Annotated in this window: 14 protein-coding genes and 1 tRNA gene; 12 read left to right on the top strand and 3 right to left on the bottom strand. The window is 42.9% G+C overall.

The features are described from left to right. Positions 1-61 precede the first annotated feature (61 nt). From rsmA to ybaK, 5 genes are all read left to right on the top strand, one after another. On the top strand, positions 62-922 hold the full coding sequence (rsmA, locus tag Q0393_RS07850) for a 16S rRNA (adenine(1518)-N(6)/adenine(1519)-N(6))-dimethyltransferase RsmA (RefSeq protein ID WP_298979243.1): 861 nt from the start codon (positions 62-64) through the stop codon (positions 920-922). Then, positions 903-3,143, top strand: coding sequence for an RNase J family beta-CASP ribonuclease (locus tag Q0393_RS07845; RefSeq protein ID WP_298979241.1), 2,241 nt, complete (start codon positions 903-905; stop codon positions 3,141-3,143). Before rsmA ends, Q0393_RS07845 begins: the two co-directional genes overlap by 20 nt. Before the next feature lie 192 nt (positions 3,144-3,335). Beyond that, a complete protein-coding gene (locus Q0393_RS07840; protein ID WP_298979239.1) occupies positions 3,336-4,298 on the top strand; it encodes a KpsF/GutQ family sugar-phosphate isomerase in 963 nt (320 codons plus the stop codon). Between the two features lie 8 nt (positions 4,299-4,306). Then, on the top strand, positions 4,307-5,068 hold the full coding sequence (locus Q0393_RS07835; RefSeq protein WP_297897096.1) for a pseudouridine synthase: 762 nt from the start codon (positions 4,307-4,309) through the stop codon (positions 5,066-5,068). A gap of 15 nt (positions 5,069-5,083) precedes the next feature. After that, positions 5,084-5,557, top strand: coding sequence for a Cys-tRNA(Pro) deacylase (gene ybaK, locus Q0393_RS07830; protein ID WP_298979237.1), 474 nt, complete (start codon positions 5,084-5,086; stop codon positions 5,555-5,557). Between the two features lie 310 nt (positions 5,558-5,867). Here the strand turns inward: ybaK and Q0393_RS07825 are convergent, their stop codons facing one another. Next, positions 5,868-6,431, bottom strand: a complete 564-nt coding sequence (locus Q0393_RS07825; RefSeq protein WP_297923082.1) for a LemA family protein — start codon at positions 6,429-6,431, stop codon at positions 5,868-5,870. A 70-nt stretch (positions 6,432-6,501) separates the two neighbouring features. Here Q0393_RS07825 and Q0393_RS07820 point away from each other — a divergent pair. Then, a tRNA-Met gene (locus Q0393_RS07820) sits at positions 6,502-6,578 on the top strand. 255 nt (positions 6,579-6,833) lie between these two features. Here Q0393_RS07820 and Q0393_RS07815 read toward each other — a convergent pair. Both Q0393_RS07815 and Q0393_RS07810 read right to left on the bottom strand, forming a co-directional pair. Beyond that, a complete protein-coding gene (locus Q0393_RS07815) occupies positions 6,834-8,108 on the bottom strand; it encodes an ArsS family sensor histidine kinase (RefSeq protein ID WP_298979235.1) in 1,275 nt (424 codons plus the stop codon). Next, on the bottom strand, positions 8,101-8,772 hold the full coding sequence (locus Q0393_RS07810) for a response regulator transcription factor (protein WP_367179179.1): 672 nt from the start codon (positions 8,770-8,772) through the stop codon (positions 8,101-8,103). Before Q0393_RS07810 ends, Q0393_RS07815 begins: the two co-directional genes overlap by 8 nt. Positions 8,773-9,078: 306 nt before the next feature. Between Q0393_RS07810 and Q0393_RS07805 the strand changes: the two genes are divergently transcribed. The 6 genes from Q0393_RS07805 (at position 9,079) to Q0393_RS07780 (ending at position 18,354) form a co-directional block, all read left to right on the top strand. Then, on the top strand, positions 9,079-10,503 hold the full coding sequence (locus Q0393_RS07805; protein WP_298979230.1) for a metalloid reductase RarA: 1,425 nt from the start codon (positions 9,079-9,081) through the stop codon (positions 10,501-10,503). Positions 10,504-10,524: 21 nt separating this feature from the next. Further along, a complete protein-coding gene (locus Q0393_RS07800; RefSeq protein WP_298979228.1) occupies positions 10,525-12,282 on the top strand; it encodes an FAD-dependent oxidoreductase in 1,758 nt (585 codons plus the stop codon). Beyond that, positions 12,279-12,806, top strand: a complete 528-nt coding sequence (locus Q0393_RS07795) for a cytochrome c3 family protein (protein WP_194172105.1) — start codon at positions 12,279-12,281, stop codon at positions 12,804-12,806. Before Q0393_RS07800 ends, Q0393_RS07795 begins: the two co-directional genes overlap by 4 nt. Before the next feature lie 280 nt (positions 12,807-13,086). After that, positions 13,087-14,502: a hypothetical protein gene (locus Q0393_RS07790; protein WP_298979224.1), complete on the top strand. Its 1,416-nt coding sequence runs from the start codon at positions 13,087-13,089 to the stop codon at positions 14,500-14,502. A gap of 1,506 nt (positions 14,503-16,008) precedes the next feature. Continuing rightward, a complete protein-coding gene (gene tet(32), locus Q0393_RS07785) occupies positions 16,009-17,928 on the top strand; it encodes a tetracycline resistance ribosomal protection protein Tet(32) (protein ID WP_002602099.1) in 1,920 nt (639 codons plus the stop codon). Between the two features lie 81 nt (positions 17,929-18,009). Beyond that, a complete protein-coding gene (locus Q0393_RS07780) occupies positions 18,010-18,354 on the top strand; it encodes a helix-turn-helix transcriptional regulator (RefSeq protein ID WP_002602098.1) in 345 nt (114 codons plus the stop codon). Positions 18,355-18,646 lie beyond the last annotated feature (292 nt).

Below are 18,646 nucleotides of genomic sequence, written 5' to 3'. Positions count from 1 at the left end.
TTTTAGCCAAATTTTACTTAACATAATGACTTTATAAGTAAAATTTGGCTAGACTCTCGCGATGATTAGGGCGAAAAAAGAGTTCGGGCAAAATTTTTTAAAAGACGAAGCCGTTTTAAGCAAGATCATCCAAGCGATTCCCGAGAGCGTACAGAATGTCGTTGAAATCGGGGCTGGCTTAGGTGATTTAACTCGCAAGCTTTTGGAATTTTACAGATTAAAAAGTTTCGAGATAGATGAAGATTTATATCAAATTTTAAGCGCTAAATTTGCGCAGCAGATTGCTAGCGGCGAGCTTGAGCTCGTTTTGGGCGATGCTTTGCGGATTTGGCAGCAGCGGGGTCTTAGCTGCGGCGAATATTTTTTGGTCGCAAATTTGCCCTACTACGTCGCTACAAAGATGATTTTGCAGGCGATCGACGATGAGTTGTGCAGCGGATTTTTGGTGATGATCCAAAAGGAGGTCGCTTTAAAATTCTGCGCTAGAGCCGGGCAGAGCGATTTTAGCGCTCTTTCGATCCTGGCGGATCTTGCGGGCGGTTGCGAGCTTCTATTCGACGTTGAGCCTGGCTGCTTCGAGCCTGCGCCGAAGGTAACTTCGTCGGTGATCAGGCTCGTAAAGGGCAAAAATTTCAAGCCCGGTGCCGAGGAAAGCGCGGAGAGCCTCGGCGTAAAAAGTTGCGCTCAGCTCCAAAATCTCGATGAATACGAGAAATTTAAAAGCTTTTTGCGCGTATCTTTCAGTGCGCCGCGAAAGACGCTTATTAAAAATTTAAGCGCAAAATTTGATGGAGGCTTAGCCGAAGAGATCTTTTTAAATTTGAAAATTCCGCCCACAGTTCGGGCGCACGAGTTAAATTCCACCCTTTTTTTAGAAATTTTTAAAAATTTAAAGGCAAAAGATGGAAGAAAACAGAAATGAAAACGGCGTCGAACGACTCAAAAAAAGCAATCGCTACAAAAAACGCAAGGAAAATCTAAAAAAATCTATCGCGAGTGAGGGCTCTGCAGGCGGCGCGGAATTTGGCGACGAGCATGAAAACGGCTTCCGCAAAAATAAAGGCGCGAAAAACGGGCAAAATTCCGCTCGTTCAAAGGGTTCAAAAAACGGCTCTCGCAACGGATCAAATTCTGTGGGTGGCGCGTCAAATGGCGGTTTAAATGCTACGCATTCAAACGGCGCGAGCGGTGCGCATTTCGGCGGTGCATATCCAAGAAGCAACGAAAACGGCGCGAGCGGTTCAAATTTAAACCGCGACGGCCGTGCAAAATCAAATAGCAGCAGCGCAAAAGGCGCAAATTCTAGCGCCGCAGACGATACGAACTCTTCGGATTCGCAGAAAAAGAAAAAGCATAAAAAGCGCTCAAATATGCCAAAGAGTCTCACGGGCAACGAGCCGTGGCAAAAGGCGATGGAAGAGGCAATCGCGCAAAATAAGCTGATCCACGAGGAGCGCCTGCACCCGCTTAAAGACGCTAATCGCAGCGATGAGACGGTGCGTATCACGCCGCTTGGCGGACTGGGCGAGATCGGCGCGAATATGACCGTTTTTGAGACCAATACGAGTGCGATCATCGTCGATGTGGGCATGAGCTTTCCAGAGGAGAGTATGCTTGGCGTGGACATTTTAATCCCCGACTTCGATTATGTTCGCAAGATAAAAAACAAGATCAAGGGCATAATTATCACGCACGCGCATGAGGATCATATCGGAGCGATGCCATATTTTTTCAAAGAATTTCAATTCCCGATCTATGCCACGCCGCTTCCTTTGGGGATGATAAGCAATAAATTTGAAGAGCACGGCCTTAAAGCCGAACGCAGCTACTTCCGCCCCGTGCAGAAGCGCCAGCTTTATCAGATCGGTGATTTTGAGGTCGAGTTTATCCACATAACGCACTCGATTATCGATGCAAGCGCGCTTGCAATCACAACGAAAGCGGGCACGATCATCCATACGGGCGATTTTAAGATCGATCACACGCCGATCGACGGCTATCCGACCGATCTGAACCGCCTAGCTTATTACGGCGATCGCGGAGTTATGCTTTTGATGAGCGATAGCACAAACTCGCACAAAGAGGGGATCACAAAGTCTGAAAGCTCGGTAGGTAAGACCTTTGATATGATATTCTCAAGCTGTAAGGGGCGAGTGATAATGAGTACCTTCAGCTCAAACATCCACCGCGTCTATCAGGCTATTGAGCGCGGCGTAAAATACGGCCGCAAGGTCTGCGTCATCGGACGAAGCATGGAGCGAAATTTATTTACCGCGATGGAGCTTGGATATGTAAATTTAGACAAAAAGATCTTTGTCGATGCCGATCAGGTCTCCAAATACCCCGATAATGAGGTTTTAATCGTTACTACCGGCTCGCAGGGAGAGACGATGAGCGCGCTGTATCGCATGGCGACGGACGAGCACAAATATATCAAGATCAAATCCACCGATCAGGTAATCATCAGCGCCAAGGCGATCCCGGGCAATGAAAGCAGCGTATCGACCGTGCTTAACTACCTGCTAAAAAGCGGCGCAAAGGTCGCGTATCAGGACTTCAGCGAGATACACGTAAGCGGGCACGCCTCGATCGAGGAGCAAAAACTCATGCTGCGCTTGATAAAGCCAAAATTTTTCCTACCCGTGCACGGCGAGTATAATCACATCGTAAAGCACAAAGAGACTGCGATGGAGTGCGGCATCGAGGAGAAAAATATCTATCTGATGAACGATGGCGATCAGATGGAGGTTTGCGAAAAATATCTAAAGCGCGTCAAGACCGTCAAGACGGGCAAGGTCTTCATTGACAACCAGATCAACAAACAGATCTCCGACGAGATCGTCAAGCACCGCCAAAATTTAGCCGATGCGGGCGTCGCGGTCATCATCGCGCAGATCGACAAAAACGAAAAGAGGCTCATTCAGACGCGCGTCATCACTTACGGACTCGTCGCAGAGAACCAAACGGCGCACTTTACCAAAGAGATGCAGGGCATCATCGAGCAGTTTTTGGCAAATTTAAAAGATGAAATTCTGCTCGATCACTGGGCGCTGGAGGGCAAGATCCGCCAGGCCGTGCGCAAACACATCTTTAGAAAGATCAAAAAATATCCGACCATCGTGCCGGTGATCTATTTGATGTAAGCGTGGCTAAATTTAGCGCGCAAAGAGGCTTTGATCTGCGGCAGGCAAGTGAAATTTTATGGCGCGGATGAGCTATTGGGTGTAAAATTTTGCAATGTGTGCTGGTTTTACGGCGTGAAATTCCGCGTAGCGTAAATTTAGGCGTGGCGCGAAGAGGCGTAAAATGAAAGCAAATTTTAAAAAGAAGGTTTAATGAGTGAAATTTTAGATACGGCACGAGAGGTGCTGAGGCTCGAAGGAGCGGAGCTTTTGCGGCATGCGGATCTTATCGGCGACGAAATTGAGCGAGCCGTAAACTTGATCCTGGCTTGCAAAGGCAAAGTAATCGTCACCGGCGTGGGTAAGAGCGGTCACATAGGCGTTAAGATCGCTGCGACGCTTGCCAGCACCGGCACGCCGTCGTTTTTCGTCCATCCTACCGAGGCGCTGCACGGCGATTTGGGCATGATCGGCAAGGACGATATGGTGCTTGCGATCAGCTTTAGCGGCGAGAGCGAGGAGCTGGTTAGAATTCTACCTCACCTCAAACGTTTCGGCGTAAAGATCATCGCGATGGCACGCGATAAAAACAGCTCACTCGGTAAGGTTGGCGATGAGTTCATAAGCCTAAATATCGTCAAAGAGGCCTGCCCGCTAGGTGCTGCGCCGACGGTTTCTACGACGCTAACGCTTGCGTTAGGCGACGCGTTAGCGATCTGTTTGATGAGGCAGCGTAGATTCGGCAAGGAGGATTTTGCAAATTTTCATCCCGGCGGAAGCCTCGGTAAGCGACTTTTCGTAAAAGTAAAAGACGTGATGCAAAGTAAAAATTTGCCACTCGCAAACCGTAACACCAGCCTAAAACAAGCTATCGACGTTATGACGCACGGAAAGCTCGGCACCGTTTTGTTAGTGAACGAAAAGGGCGCGCTCGAGGCGATCTTAAGTGATGGCGATTTGCGGCGTGCGCTGATGCGAGAGGATTTTGACATCAATGACGGCGCGCTAAAATATGCCACCAAAAATCCTAAAATGCTGGACGATAAAAATATGCTCGCGATAGACGCACTAAATTTAATCGAGCAATTTAAAATTCAAGTCCTGCCCGTGGCCGAAAATGGCGTGCCTGCGGGGATCTTGCATATCCATGATCTAACGAGTCTGGGGCTAAAATAATGCAAAAGATGCGTCTGAATAAATTTATCTCTCATAACACCGCCTACTCACGCCGTGAGGCGGACGAGCTGATCAAGCAGGGCAAGGTTAGCATTAACGGCCGCGTCGTTAGCGATTTCATCGAAGTTAGCGGCGAGGAGAAGATCCGCATCGGCTCGCGCCTCATCAAGCCTAAGACGGAATTTACGATGATTGTTTATAACAAACGCAAAGGCGAGTTAGTTACTAAAAAGGACGATCGTGGCAGGCGGACGATTTACGATAGTTTGCCGGAGGGATTTAGTAGATTTGTTAGCGTGGGGCGTTTGGATTTTGCAAGCGAGGGGCTTTTGCTGCTGACCGATGCGCCGGCGATCGCTACGGCGCTGATGAACAGCGACATCGAGCGAGAGTACTATCTAAAGGTAAAAGGCGAGGTGAAGGACGAGGTCGTAACGTCGATCCGCGAGGGCTTTTTCGCCGCAGACGCAAGCAAGGGCGCGCACGCTAAAAGCAAGATCAAATCGATGGAATTTAAGCCCTTCTTGGGCTACCGCATAATGCCTAGCAGCGGCGGTTATACGAAGATAAAGGCGATCATCAACGAGGGGCAAAACCGCGAGCTGCGCAGATTTTTCGGCTATTTTGATCTGGACGTCGTGGAGCTTAAGCGCACGGCATTCGGCAGAATGACGCTTGGGACGCTAAAGCCCGGCAAATGGCGCTATTTCGATCAAAGCGAATACGAAGATCTGCGCGATTTTTTGAAAGAAAACAAAATCCGCTATTAAATTTAAGGAGGCGAAATGAGCTCAAAGACGAACGCCGCGCGCGTCCTGGACGGTCTGAAAATCCCCTACGAGATCAAAGAATATGCGGTTGATCCTTTAAATTTAGACGCGGTGCATGTTGCAAACAGCGTGAGCGAGCCGATCGAGCGGGTTTATAAAACGATAGTCTGCACGGCGGATCACGAATACGTCGTGGCCTGCCTGCAGGGCGATCTAAATTTGGATCTCAAGGCGCTCGCGCACATCTGCGGGGCAAAGCGTTGCGAGCTGATGGATTTGAAGGATTTGCAAAAGGTCACGGGCTACGTCAGGGGCGGTTGCTCGCCGCTTGGGATGAAAAAGCACTTCCGCACCTTCATCGATGAAAAGGCGTTAACACAGGAGAAAATTTACGTTAGCGCGGGCGTGCGCGGAAAACAGATCGTTCTTGCGCCGAAAGACCTCGCAGTCGCAACCGAGGCGCAAATTTGTAAAATTACTCACGACTAACGAGGCGTTACTTTTTGCTGCCGTTTGCGCAAGTAACGCCTGCGGCAAGCTAACGAAAATTTACACTGCGAAATTTAGACTTTTAAAATTTGGCATTGCACCGTAAAATTTTATTGTTAAAATTCTCAGTACCGCATGCCGCAAGATATCTCAAACAAGATGACGAGCACGTGGGGCGCGAAGCAAACTCTTTTAAGAACACGCTCTTTGCGCGCGATCTGTTTTTTCGCTATAAATTTAGCCTTTCGGCGCTCGGCATTGTTTGCGATAAAATTTTAAAATTTCGTCGCAAATTTTATACGCCTCGCACTTATTTTTTGAAAAGCTCAGAAACATTCGGGGCTTGCTTTTCTTGCTCGCTAGCAGCGAAAAATTCCGCTTTGGCAAAGTTGAAAACGCTAGCGATGATGTTAGTAGGAAACATCTCGCAGGCGTTATTATAAACCGTAACGGCGCCGTTATAAGCGCGGCGTGCGGCGCTGATCTGCTCTTCGCACTCGCCTAACGCGTTTTGTAGCTTGGCAAACGATTCGTTAGCTTTGAGGTTTGGATACGCCTCCACCGCAATGCGGATCTGTCCTAAAAGAGCCGAAATTTCACTATTTAGCTTAAATTTATCCGCGTTAGAGCTTGCGCTGATTGCTTGCGAGCGAAGTTCGCTAACGCGCGTTAGCACGGCATTTTCGTGGCTCATATATTCTCGCGTGGCGCTAACTAAATTTGGGATGAGGTCGTAGCGCTTTTTAAGTTGCGTATCGACGGTGGAAGCGATGTTTCGCACCTGGTTGCGCTTGGCGATGAATGAGTTATAAACGCCCACTAGCGCCAAAACTAATAAAACTATGACGACTAATAAAATCAAAGCCGCATTCATTTTCTCTCCTTTTAAAGTGTTTCAATTAAAAATAAGAATATTTAGCTATACTTGCTATTTCTTTTCGCGTGTCAAGGTAGCTCAGCTGGTTAGAGCGCTGGTCTCATAAGCCGGAGGTCGGGAGTTCAAGTCTCCCCTTTGACACCAAAATATCCTATTTTAGGCACTAGCAGTGATGCTTTTGTTCTTTCCCTTTCTTTAAAATTTCCTTTAAGAGTGGAACACTTAGTTACAAAAGTGGGACAGTCTCTTAAAAATTCCAATGATTATAAAGCCATCACCCTTTTAATACCATAAAAATAGTTTTCTAAAATTTTTGCATATATTTTTGTCAAGACTTAAAATCTACTCAATGAAATTCTAAATATCTTAAAGAGACTTATAAAGCAACTCTTATTTAAATCACTCCCCAAAACATATCATAAAAATATTTATACCATCTTCGTGTTTGTATTTTAGGGCATGGCCGTGCTTTTTAAAAATTTGATTTGCTATGTAAAGTCCAAGTCCAAGTCCAGAATTTGAAGTTTCTACTCTTCTATTAAACGCCCTATCAAACTCAAGTCTTTCTTGCTCAAGCTCGTCTCCCACGCTGCTGATGCACAGAGCATTTTTATCTATCCTTACGATGACTTTGTCGCTTGAGTATTTTAAGGCATTATCGATCAAATTTTTAACTCCGGTCGCATAAAGCTCAAAATCAACCTCAACAGCGCTTATCTCACCATCTGCTAGCACATCTATGCGGCTTGTATCTTTTAGCAAAAGCATATCTACCGAGTGATCTACGATGTCTATGACTCGGTGTTTGTTCTTTTTAAGCTCCCACTCGCTCGATACTAGTTTTTCGACCTTGACAACCTCGCCTAGTATCATCTCTAGCCTTATAAAAATTTGTTTTAACCTGTCTCCCGCCTTATCGTCTTGTAAAATTTCAGCGATCATATCCGCCATGATCCGCCCTTTCATTATCGGGTTGCGAAATTCATGCAAGATATTACGCAAAAAGAGCGCTCTAGCCTGTTTTATGGCGTCTATCTTTTGCATAGTCGTGTTAAATTCGCCAGCGATTTGGCCTATTTCGTCGTTTGCCTCTACTTTTATCAGCCTAAATTTATCCTCCTCGCCTGCTCTTCTTATCATATTTTTTAAATTTCTAAGCCTTAGCAGTTTTTTCAAAACGACTATAAAAAATGCGACCATTACTATATTTACTACGAGCCAAAGCACCCAAATGCCATTTGAAGAAATTTCTTCTAAATTTTCTAAAGGCACATCGTTTTTTACTATGTCATCTTTGCTTGATATATTAAGCCCTGCCGCATCCATAATGCGCGAAAACATTTTTGGATCGATAGAAGAAAATCTAGGCACAAAATAAAACTTTTTGTTATACCTTATCATATCAGCATACGAGTCGCTATAAATTTTTTCTCCGCCTTGCCTGATCTTAATAGGATCAAGCTCGCTACTTTTAAGACCTATTTGCGCTAGTTGTTTAGCCGCGTTGCCTTCTACTTGTCCTCGTATACGCATACCCAGCATAAAGCGCTCATAAGTATGATACTCTGCGTCTCTAATCTGCTTTTTTGATTCGATAAAAAATGCCAAATTTACCGTAATGAGCGCGGCAAAAAAGAAAAAAGATATGAGTTTGATGATAGATATATTACGCATTGATAAATTTATACCCTATACCGCGCACGGGGTGGATAAAGTGTGGATTTTTAGGGTCGTCTCCTATCTTTTGGCGCAAGCGCCCTATGGCTACGTCGATACTTTTTAGCCCGCTTTGAAATTTAGCCTGACCTAAATTTAACAAAATATCCTCTCTTGATACGACTATCCCCTCTTTTTCATAAAGGTAGATAAAGATGTCAAATTCCGCTTTTGTAAGCGCTATGGCTTCTCCATTTTTTAATATAGTGCGTCTTTGTTTATCTACGCAAAAGGTTTTGGAGTCATTGCCAGCTTGTATCCCTCGGCGAAGTATCGCCCTTAGCCTAAATGCAAGCTCTATTGGCTCATAGGGCTTTGCCATGTAGTCGTCCGCCCCAAGCTCAAAGCCCTTTATCTTATCTAGCGTTTCACTGCGAGCCGATGAGATGATGATAGGTAGCGATGGATAGCTGTGTCTTACGTGCTTGCACACTTCAAGACCGTCCATATCTGGCAAGCCAAGATCAAGCACCAATGCATCAAAGGTATTTTTTTCGTTTAAAATTTCAAGCCCTTTAAGCGGATTTGTGACTATGGTTACGCCAATCTCGCTTTTTAGCAATGCATATTTTAAAAGCTCGGCTAGTTCAAGGTCGTCTTCTATAAGTAAAATTTCTATCATAGTAGTGATTATATCAAATTTAAAATTTAAAACTAAAAAATATTTTTTAGTTAATGTTACCAAAATCTTACCGTTTTTGATATGCCTACATGTTATAATTTCACTAATAAATCCAAGGGGGGATGCCATAAAACACAGTAGCTTTGTGTTTTAAAAGGACGTGGTTATTCTAGACATATCACCAAATGGCAAAACTAAAAAGACAAAATTTACATAGCGCGGCATGATCGCAAGTGATGATGCGATAAGCCAAGCTTAAAAAGGCGGCATTGTTAAATGCCTAAAAAGAAATTTAAGGAGTTTAGAGTGAAAACATCTTTTTTAACTACAAGCAAGAGTAAATTTGCTCTTAGTTTGGCTGCGCTTATGGCTATGACGACCTGTACAAGTGCGAGTGAGAGCTTGGAAGAGGCTTTGCAGGCAAGCACTATGGGTGCGACCATATTTTCATACTATGATATGGACTCGACAGAGTACTTCCCGCCAGCTAGCAGAACAAATAAAATTCGCGAGCACATAGGCGGTTTAGGTGCTGAGCTTAGGTTCTTAACTGGCTCTTACTATGGCTTTAAGCTTGGTCTTACGGCTCAGGGCTTAGTAAATTTTGCTCCGTCAAAGGCTGCAAAAGAGTATTTTGCCTATGACTGGAATAGCGAAGGTGTAGCACTTTCAGAGGCCTACTTAGGATATGAGAATGACTATATCGACTTTAAACTAGGTCGCCAGTACTACAACTCAAAATACACAGGCCTAGTGCCGCCACTTGTGGCAACAAACACAGACGTGGGCTACAAAGAGGCATTTGAGGGCGTGAGCGCTAGGATAAAGCTTGATAGTATAAATACCGTTATCGGCCTAGCTGACTTTTGGAAATTTGCAGGTAGATCAAGCGCAGTAACTGGTGGAGATCACGGCGCGCCAAGGTTTAAAGATAGAGTTGTTATCGGTGGCTTTGGACCTTACGGCTATAAATTTGACAACATCTTTAACTCATTTGCAACATATAGCGGCATCCCAGGCGTCTCGCTCACAGCTGGCTACGCAAATGTCTCAGGCATCGAGTATGACGACGCGGCTAACTCAAAAGGCGATATAAATTTCTACTTCGCAGCTGCTGGCTACAAAACGCCTACGCTTTTTGAAAACGCGATCGTTGGCATAGACTTTATGTATAAAGGCTCAAGAACAAACGGCACTTTAAAAGAGAATTTCGACTTTAACGGCGATTACTATGCAGGCATGATAGGGCTTTATAATGCTTATGGCGCTGATTTTAGATACGCATACTCAACCGTTAGTAAAAACCAGATGTCGCTTCAAGGCATAGGAAACGACGTTGGCTCATTTACGGCCACTCCAATCTATGGTCCGTTTTTATTTATGAATTTTGCTGGTATGAATTTACATAAATTTAGCGCAGGCTACGACCTTAGCAATGTAGGCGCCGAGGGTCTTAGAGTGGATGCTGACTACTGGTATGGCAAACAGCACAATGGTAGCAACGTTCGCTCAGGTGGCCTTCATGGTCAAGCACCAGGAACTAGAATCGACGTAAAGGGCTGGGACGTGCAAGTAACTTACAAAGTCCCTGCGGTTAAGGGTCTAAAACTATCAGCTATCTATGAAACATTAGATAGAAAGCTAAAATATACAAACGGCAGCTCTAACGGCAAGACAAGAGATGAAGAGCTTTGGCTAAGAGTGTCTTATGACTTTGATATATTGAAATAAATTTGAAACAAGGAGTATAAAATGGTAGAAAATAACGAACTATCACGTCGCTCGTTTTTAAAACGTAGTGGCGCACTCACACTTGGCTCAGTTGCAGCAGGATCAGCGCTGCTAACAGGCTGTGATAACCCAAATAACCACCTCATCCATCCAGAAAAGGAGACCACAAAAGCACCTGATGTGCCAAAATGGCTAGGTGTTGAGCCTGAAATTTCAGACAAAGATATAAAAGAGACGCTTGAAACCGACGTGCTTATCATCGGTGCTGGCGTTTCAGGGCTTCACGCTGCGCGCGCTGCTAGCGAAAAAGGCGCAAGGGTTATCGTCCTAGAAAAAGCCGGTCGCTTTCAGGTTAGAAGCGGTCAGTACGGCACTCTAGGCAATAAATTTCAAAGAGAGCTTGGTATCAAATATGACAAGAATGCGGCCATAAATGAACACTTAAAACAGATGGGCTACCGCGCCGATCAGCGAGTGTGGAACTACTGGGCGGATCACAGCGGCGAGGACTTTGACTGGATGATAGAGCTTGCTCCTGCGGTGCATTTTATGAAAGAGACCGATACGCAGCTTGATAGAAGTAAGATAAATTTGATGCTTATGCACTATCCACTCCCGGCCGGATACGACCCAAGTAAGGAAAACAGCCCAAGCTATCCAACTGTTATGTCCTTTTTACCTAGTCAAGAGCCGATGATGGAGCTAGTTTATGAAAAGTCTATAAAACAAGGCGCAAAGTATATCTTTAAAACTCGTGCGAAAAAGCTTCTTCGCGACAAAACAACTGGCAAAATGCAAGGAGCGATCGCGCAAAATATGGCTGATGGCTCATATATCAAGATAAATGCTAAGTCGGTGATACTTGCTACGGGCGATTATATGAATGACCCTGAGATGGTAAAGACATTTGTGCCGTGGGTGGCAAATTTCTTCTGTCCGTTTCCAAACAGAGACTACAAAAACAATCCGACCAATACGGGAGACGGGCATAAGCTTGGCTCATGGATAGGTGCAAAGCTAGAAGACGGACCGCACGCACCAGTCGCTCACACGCTTGGCGGACCGCTTGGCGTTGATGCGTTTTTACTAACAAATGCAAAGGGAGAGCGCTTTACAAATGAAGATCTAAGCGGTCAGCAAGTCACTCAGCCGCTCTCTCGCCAACCAGGAGGCTTTGGCTGGCAGGTATTTGACTCTAAATTTCCAGAGCAAGTCGGCCTCATGGGCGTATCACACGGCAGTGTAAACCACTGTGTAGAAGATAATCCAAAGCTTCCACCTGACTGCCAGTGGGCGATAGGCAAAACATCATATATATCGGTAAAAGATATTGAAGAGATGCCTGATGTCATAAAAGCAAACACCATTGAAGAGCTTGCTAGTAAGCTCTACCCTGATAACAAAAAGGCGCAAACACAGTTTTTGGCGACCATAAAACGCTACAACGAGCTATGCGACAAAGGCTATGATGATGACTTTGGTAAGACCGCTAAGAGGATGTTTCCAGTCCGCCATGCGCCGTTTTATGCTGGCAAAATGGGAGTAGGTGCGAGCCTGGTCGTAATGGGTGGCTTTACCGTTGAGCCAAGCACTGCAAACGTGCTGGATACCGACTATAACGAAATTTCTGGACTTTATGCCTGCGGTAACGTTATGGGCGGACGCTTTTTGGGAGATTATCCAGTAGTTTTAGCCGGCACTAGCCACGGAACATGCCTATGCTACGGACGCTTAGCAGGCTATCAGGCTGCGGCAAACGCAAAAGGAGTACAAGCATGAGCAATAGAAAAAAATATACGATAATAGGACTAATAGTAGCTGCTATCGTGGGCTTTATAGCGTTTCACCAAATAGAGGCTGCTAGCCACAAGGCTGAATTTTGTATCTTGTGTCACAACATGCAGCCAGAGTACGACTCTTATACAAAAGGAAATTTGCTAGCCAAAAAGCACAATGATGCAAACGTAACATGCCACGATTGCCATACACCAACCATAGGCGAGCAACTAAACGAGGTCAGGATGTATGCGATGGGCGATTTTGAGATGCCAACAAAACAAAGAGGATTTACAAACCAACAATGTACAAGCTGTCACAAGGTAGATGAGATCAGAAAAAAGACCGCAAACTATGGTTTGTCTAACCCGCATAATGGTGTCCATAATAGAGACAACGAAATGCTTCAGTGTCAGTCATGCCACGCCGTGCATCATCCGCAAAAGCTAAATACTTGTATGTCTTGCCACCCGATAGACTGGAAAGTAGATAGCAGCTGGAAGATGTATCCACCTAGCAAAAAATAATCTCCTACTTGACAAATCCGCCTCACTCGGGGCGGATAATCTTTTTATCTCAAACTCCTTTAAATACGCACTTTCAACATCTATCATTTTAATATTCTTAACTTTTCTTTCTTAAAAAATAAACTTTTTTACAAAAATTTGCATTTCCAGCGCAGATTTTTTTCAAAATTGGTGTAATTACTATAAATATCTTTTAAAAGGATAAAAATGAAAAAATTTTCATTAATAGTAACTAGCACCGCTAGCACGAAAGAAAGTTCATATAGTGAGGTGATTTGCCATGGCTAATGCATATATAGTAAATGATCACAGCCTAGTCATAAATGTGAGGTCAGGTTTTTTAACATATGGTAGAGCCATAGGTAGATTTGCACATGCGTGCCGTGAGAAAAATCAAACTGAGCATATAAAGTATCTCAACAAGAATCCAACCACTATTAATCGCTACAAGCTCTTAAGTGAATTTAATGGCAATGGCAATATGAGAGATGCTAACAGCAAAGATGATGAGTTACATAATATGGCTTTTGTAAAGAAATTACTTAAAGGCTTTCAGGATAGCTTTAAAGAAGACTATGCCGCGCAGTCCTATACACAAAAACGACAAGGTAAAGATATAGTTATACGTAGAACTTGGCGCAAAGATATGGCTAGTTTTTGTGAAGTCATCATCACATTTGGTACAGACAGAGAGAAAGATCCAAAAGAAGGGCTAAACGACGAAGAGTCAAAATTTATAAATGAAAACATACATATGGATAGAGTAATGAGATTTGTAAACGCATACTGCGCGAAGTATGGCGCAAAGTGTCTGCTTGTGGCTGAGCATAATGATGAGAAGACCAAGCACTATCACATCATCTTTACAAACTACAACTTTGAAAAACATGCAAATTTGAGATTTAGTGGCAGGACACAAACAGCAAAATTTGGCCAAGAGCTGCAAGATATGGGTGCAGAGGCATTTGAAGGTCAGGTACTTCGTGGTAAGCCAAGTAAAAATAGACACAAGAATTTAACCCAAATGCACCAAATAGCAAGTGAATATAAGAGCGAGAAAGAGTTAAAAGAGAAAATTCAAAAGCTTATAGAAGCGGAAGCAAATAAGTATATGCAAAAGAAAGAGCCTTTGTTGGGCGACGAGTACTTTAGGTTAGAGCCAAATGAAAAAAGAGCTTTAATAGTAGGTCTTAGAAATTCTGTTTTTGAACAAATGCAAGAAAGCATAACCATCACATCTGATGAGCAGCTAAAAGAAAAGGTAGAACTTCTTGATGGGCAAGTAACAGAACAAAACAAGATCATAGAGGAAGATAAAAAGAAAAGCTTAGAAGTCTTAAAAGAAAAAGAGCAGCTAGAAAAAGAGCTAGATGATTTAAAAGAGATTCAAGCTGAGCAAGACAAAGAGATAATGCTTCTTAAAAATAGAGTAAAAGCACATACTAATCAGCAAACAAAGATAGATGAACAAAATGCATTGATAGAGAGTAAGAATAGAGAAAATCAATCTCTAGCACGTAAAAGCAAAAGCTTGCAAAAAGAAAATATCAGGCTAAGAGACTTTAATGACAAAAGCTTAGGTCTTTTACTTGAAATAGCAAGCACCGATCCTGAGCTAAAAGAGATAATAGTAAATGAGATGCCAGAGTTGAGTGGTAAATTTACAAAAGATGATGCATTGATGGAGATGGGGTAGTAAGCATTCTTTAAAATTTACAATGCGTAATCTATAAATTTAAGCCACCAAAGTAAGCTAGCCGTGTAAATTTTACCAAGTAAATTTACACTGGCTTGCTTACAAACTTGCGGTATATCCTACGCAACACTCCTATATCTCATATAGACATACTCATAAATTTTCTATCTGCACGCCGAGATACTTATATCATCATAACACTCAGGTAGCTCGCCCCAGAGCGTATCGCAAAAAGATAAGACCAAGCATTGGCACGTAGTATTGATACGATGTGAGGTTTGACCCTGGGCGCAAAAACTCCGCCAACTCTCAAAGGTCGCTCTCTAGCATTTGTAAATTTAGCCATTTATATTTTGCTTGCTATTTTAGCATTTTATGGGTATGGATTGTTATTTTGGGAGAAAGAAATTTTATGAGTAAAATTTTGAGAGAGGTTTTTGCATGTATTAAAGTAATATTTATCTTAAGCAAAAACTTAGACCTTTTATCGGCAAATGTCATTTTTAATGGATAAAGTTTTGTTTAGGTTGTATCTTTGTAAATAAAAATTTTGCCCGTCTGGCTAAGACCTTACAGCAAGCTCGGACCGAGCTTGCTAAGTAAGTTTATCAACATACTAAAAATGTTGATAAATATACTAGAAACTGGCATTAAATGCTCATGTACGGTAAGGAAGCAAGCAACCGAAAACAAGAGATAGACCGCCAGCACTACACTATTCCGAACCAAAGACCAAAAGATAAGCATTGTGGGAAAATCTAAACTTTTGGATTTTCCTACAATGCCGACTACGGCGGAATCCTTCCCACTCCTTATATCTTTATTTCCGTATACATTGAATTTGTATTTAGTAAATGCTATAATGTCCCTATTCAAATTATAAATGTGTTGAATTAGTTACATGTACATATTTTTTGTGCCGCATAAATACCCTGTTGAGGTTGTCGTTCTTTGTCCAGATGTGGAAACAATAAAAGGAAGGGAACGATACAGGGAGAAAACAGGCTATTCCGGCTTTACGGTTGAAACCTTATACGATACATTTATGCAGACAACACCACGGATCGGCTTTTGGCTGGACAATTCCAACCAAACACCACAGCAGACAGCAGAAACCATTCTGAACGCCAGAAAGTCGGTATGATTGTTACATATAAGGGGAAGAAAAATTTCTTTTAGGTACTTTCTTTCCTAAAACTAATGTGATATAATAGCATCATTCCAAAAAAGGAGTAAAAAATATGCGGCAAGGTATTCTTAAATAAAACTATAATCAAATAGTGGGAACAAAGGATTATGATAGTCCCTTTTGTGGGGGCTTGGTTTTTTGTACCCAATTTAAGAATACTTTTGCCTTATCAATTTTGACATATCCGAAAAACAGCAATCACAAACAGGTGTATGCTGTATATGTGTATGTCCGCAAATTATAATCCCCAGTGGTAAAAGTATTTTACTGCTGGGGATTTTTATGCCCTTTTGGGGCTGTAAAAGGAGGACAATCACATGAAAATAATCAATATTGGAATTCTCGCCCATGTAGACGCAGGAAAAACAACATTGACGGAAAGCCTGCTGTACACCAGTGGAGCGATTGCGGAACAAGGAAACGTGGATAAAGGAACTACAAGAACAGACACTATGATTTTGGAACGGCAGCGCGGAATTACCATTCAGACAGCGGTTACTTCTTTTTGCTGGAATGATTATAAAATCAATATCGTGGACACTCCCGGTCATATGGATTTTTTAACCGAAGCATACCGCTCTTTATCTGTCCTTGACGGAGCTGTTTTAGTCATTTCGGCAAAAGACGGCGTACAGGCACAAACCCGTATATTATTCCATGCGCTTCAGAAAATGGACATTCCGACAATTATCTTTATAAATAAGATAGACCAAAATGGGATCGACCTGCGGCGTGTTTACCAAAGCATTAAAGATAAACTTACCAGTGATATGATTGTCATGCAGGAGGTTTCCCTGTCGCCAAAGATAACCATGACCGATATTTCTGATTTGGACAAATGGGATATGATTATTTCCGGAAGCGATGAACTATTAGAACGATATGTTGCAGAGGATTCTTTGGATATACAGGAATTACAATATGAAAAGTGCAAAAGAACCAGATGCTGCTCTTTGTTTCCTGTTTATCATGGGAGTGCAAAAGACAATTTAGGAACAGAAAAACTGATTGAAGCGATTACAGAAACTTTCATTACAGAAACAGACGATATTCAGTCTGAATTATGTGGATATGTTTTTAAGGTTGAGTATACAGAGCGGAAAAAACGGCTTTCTTATTTACGCCTGTATCATGGGACGCTCCATTTACGGGATACCCTGCTGCTGTCAAAAAAGGAAAAAATAAAGATTACAGAAATGTGTATTCCGTCAAATGGTGAAATCGTCCCGGTTGACCATGCCTGTCCGGGAGAAATTGTTATTTTAGCTGATGATACTTTGAAACTGAACGACATTCTGGGAAATGAAAAACTCCTGCCTCACAAAACACGGATTGATAATCCCATGCCATTACTTCGGACAACGGTAGAGCCGCAAAAGCCGGAGCAAAGGGAAGCCCTGTTAAATGCCCTCACAGAGATTGCTGATACAGACCCTCTTTTGCATTTTGACATTGATACTGTTACACATGAGATTATATTATCTTTTTTGGGAAAAGTACAGTTAGAAGTTATTTGTTCGCTATTAGAAGAAAAATATCATGTGGGCGTGGCTATGAAAGAGCCTTCGGTTATTTATCTGGAAAGACCGCAAAAAAAAGCGAGCTACACGATTCATATTGAAGTGCCGCCGAATCCGTTTTGGGCATCTATTGGTTTGACTGTAACACCGCTTCCTGTTGGAAGCGGAACACAATATAAAAGCGAGGTATCTCTCGGCTATTTAAACCAAAGTTTTCAAAATGCCGTCATGGAGGGTGTGCGTTATGGAATGGAGCAGGGCTTATATGGCTGGGGAGTGACAGACTGCCAAATTTGTTTTGATTATGGAGTTTATTACAGCCCGGTCAGCACCCCCGCTGATTTTCGTTTTCTTGCGCCTGTCGTGTTGGAGCAGGCATTGAAAAAAGCAGGAACACAACTGTTGGAACCATACCTTTCCTTTACCCTTTTTGCACCGCAGGAATATCTTTCACGGGCTTATAATGACGCACCAAAGTATTGCGCAATCATTGAATCAACCAGACTTGAAAAAGATGAAGTTATTTTTAAGGGGGAAATCCCTGCCCGTTGTATTGGTGAATATAGAAATGATTTGAATTTTTATACAAATGGAAGAAGTGTCTGCATTACAGAATTAAAAGGGTATCAGGAAACTTCCGGCGAGCCTGTGTTTCAGCCACGCCGCCCGAACAGCCGTTTAGACAAGATCCGGCATATGTTTCAGAAGATAATGTAACATCTTGCGCAATGCAAACGTTCATTGCTGGCTATTGCGAAATATCATTGATAAAATCAGCATCAGAGAGGAGGAACCATTTTGAACCAGAAACAGACGGATATTACAACAGGAAAGCAAATACGTCATCTGCGAACACAATCGGGAATGACACAGGAAGAACTGGCTGGGAAATTGAATGTTACCCGGCAGGCGCTATCGAATTGGGAGAGAGATGTTAATGAACCCGATTTAAATACGTTGAAAAAAATTTGTTTTCTTTTTGGAGTCCACATGGACGATTTTGCGAAGGAGGTAATAACAAAAATGGAAACATGTGAAAAAAAGAGAAACGACAATTTAATAAGTATGATATGGCAATTGGACTTTTTTATGGTGTCGGGATATTTCTTGGCATTGGTATTTTCTTTGTTGGCGGTTTTATGACAATGTCGGGTGCAGGGTGGGGAGCATCACTATTTGGCGGTGGCTGTTTTTCTCTTGTATTTGGCTTGATATGCCATGCAGTTATTACATTGAGAAGAAATGACAAATGATGACATATCCTGCTTTCTAGTCTTTTCGGTCATATCGCGTAAAAAAGCCGCTGCTTTTGGCTTTCCAATAGCGGCGGCAAAGGGAAATATCCTTTGAATACCTTACAGAAGAAAAGTTTTGCAGCATTATAAAAATAAAAGCCTATACCATTTTGGAAAGAAAAGATACATAATAGTCAAGA

It is taken from the genome of uncultured Campylobacter sp. (assembly GCF_938015785.1).
Classification (GTDB): Bacteria; Campylobacterota; Campylobacteria; order Campylobacterales; family Campylobacteraceae; genus Campylobacter_B.
The sequence above is the reverse complement of the archived record's forward strand: the minus strand, read 5'-3'. Positions and strand labels throughout refer to the sequence as shown.

Coding starts and splice junctions, on each gene's coding strand:
- Q0393_RS07810 (WP_367179179.1), bottom strand. CDS start 8,772: ATGATAGAAATTTTACTTATAGAAGACGACCTTGAACTAGCCGAGCTT.
- Q0393_RS07795 (WP_194172105.1), top strand. CDS start 12,279: ATGAGCAATAGAAAAAAATATACGATAATAGGACTAATAGTAGCTGCT.
- Q0393_RS07790 (WP_298979224.1), top strand. CDS start 13,087: ATGGCTAATGCATATATAGTAAATGATCACAGCCTAGTCATAAATGTG.
- Q0393_RS07800 (WP_298979228.1), top strand. CDS start 10,525: ATGGTAGAAAATAACGAACTATCACGTCGCTCGTTTTTAAAACGTAGT.
- Q0393_RS07835 (WP_297897096.1), top strand. CDS start 4,307: ATGCGTCTGAATAAATTTATCTCTCATAACACCGCCTACTCACGCCGT.
- rsmA (WP_298979243.1), top strand. CDS start 62: ATGATTAGGGCGAAAAAAGAGTTCGGGCAAAATTTTTTAAAAGACGAA.
- Q0393_RS07815 (WP_298979235.1), bottom strand. CDS start 8,108: ATGCGTAATATATCTATCATCAAACTCATATCTTTTTTCTTTTTTGCC.
- ybaK (WP_298979237.1), top strand. CDS start 5,084: ATGAGCTCAAAGACGAACGCCGCGCGCGTCCTGGACGGTCTGAAAATC.
- Q0393_RS07840 (WP_298979239.1), top strand. CDS start 3,336: ATGAGTGAAATTTTAGATACGGCACGAGAGGTGCTGAGGCTCGAAGGA.
- Q0393_RS07845 (WP_298979241.1), top strand. CDS start 903: ATGGAAGAAAACAGAAATGAAAACGGCGTCGAACGACTCAAAAAAAGC.
- Q0393_RS07825 (WP_297923082.1), bottom strand. CDS start 6,431: ATGAATGCGGCTTTGATTTTATTAGTCGTCATAGTTTTATTAGTTTTG.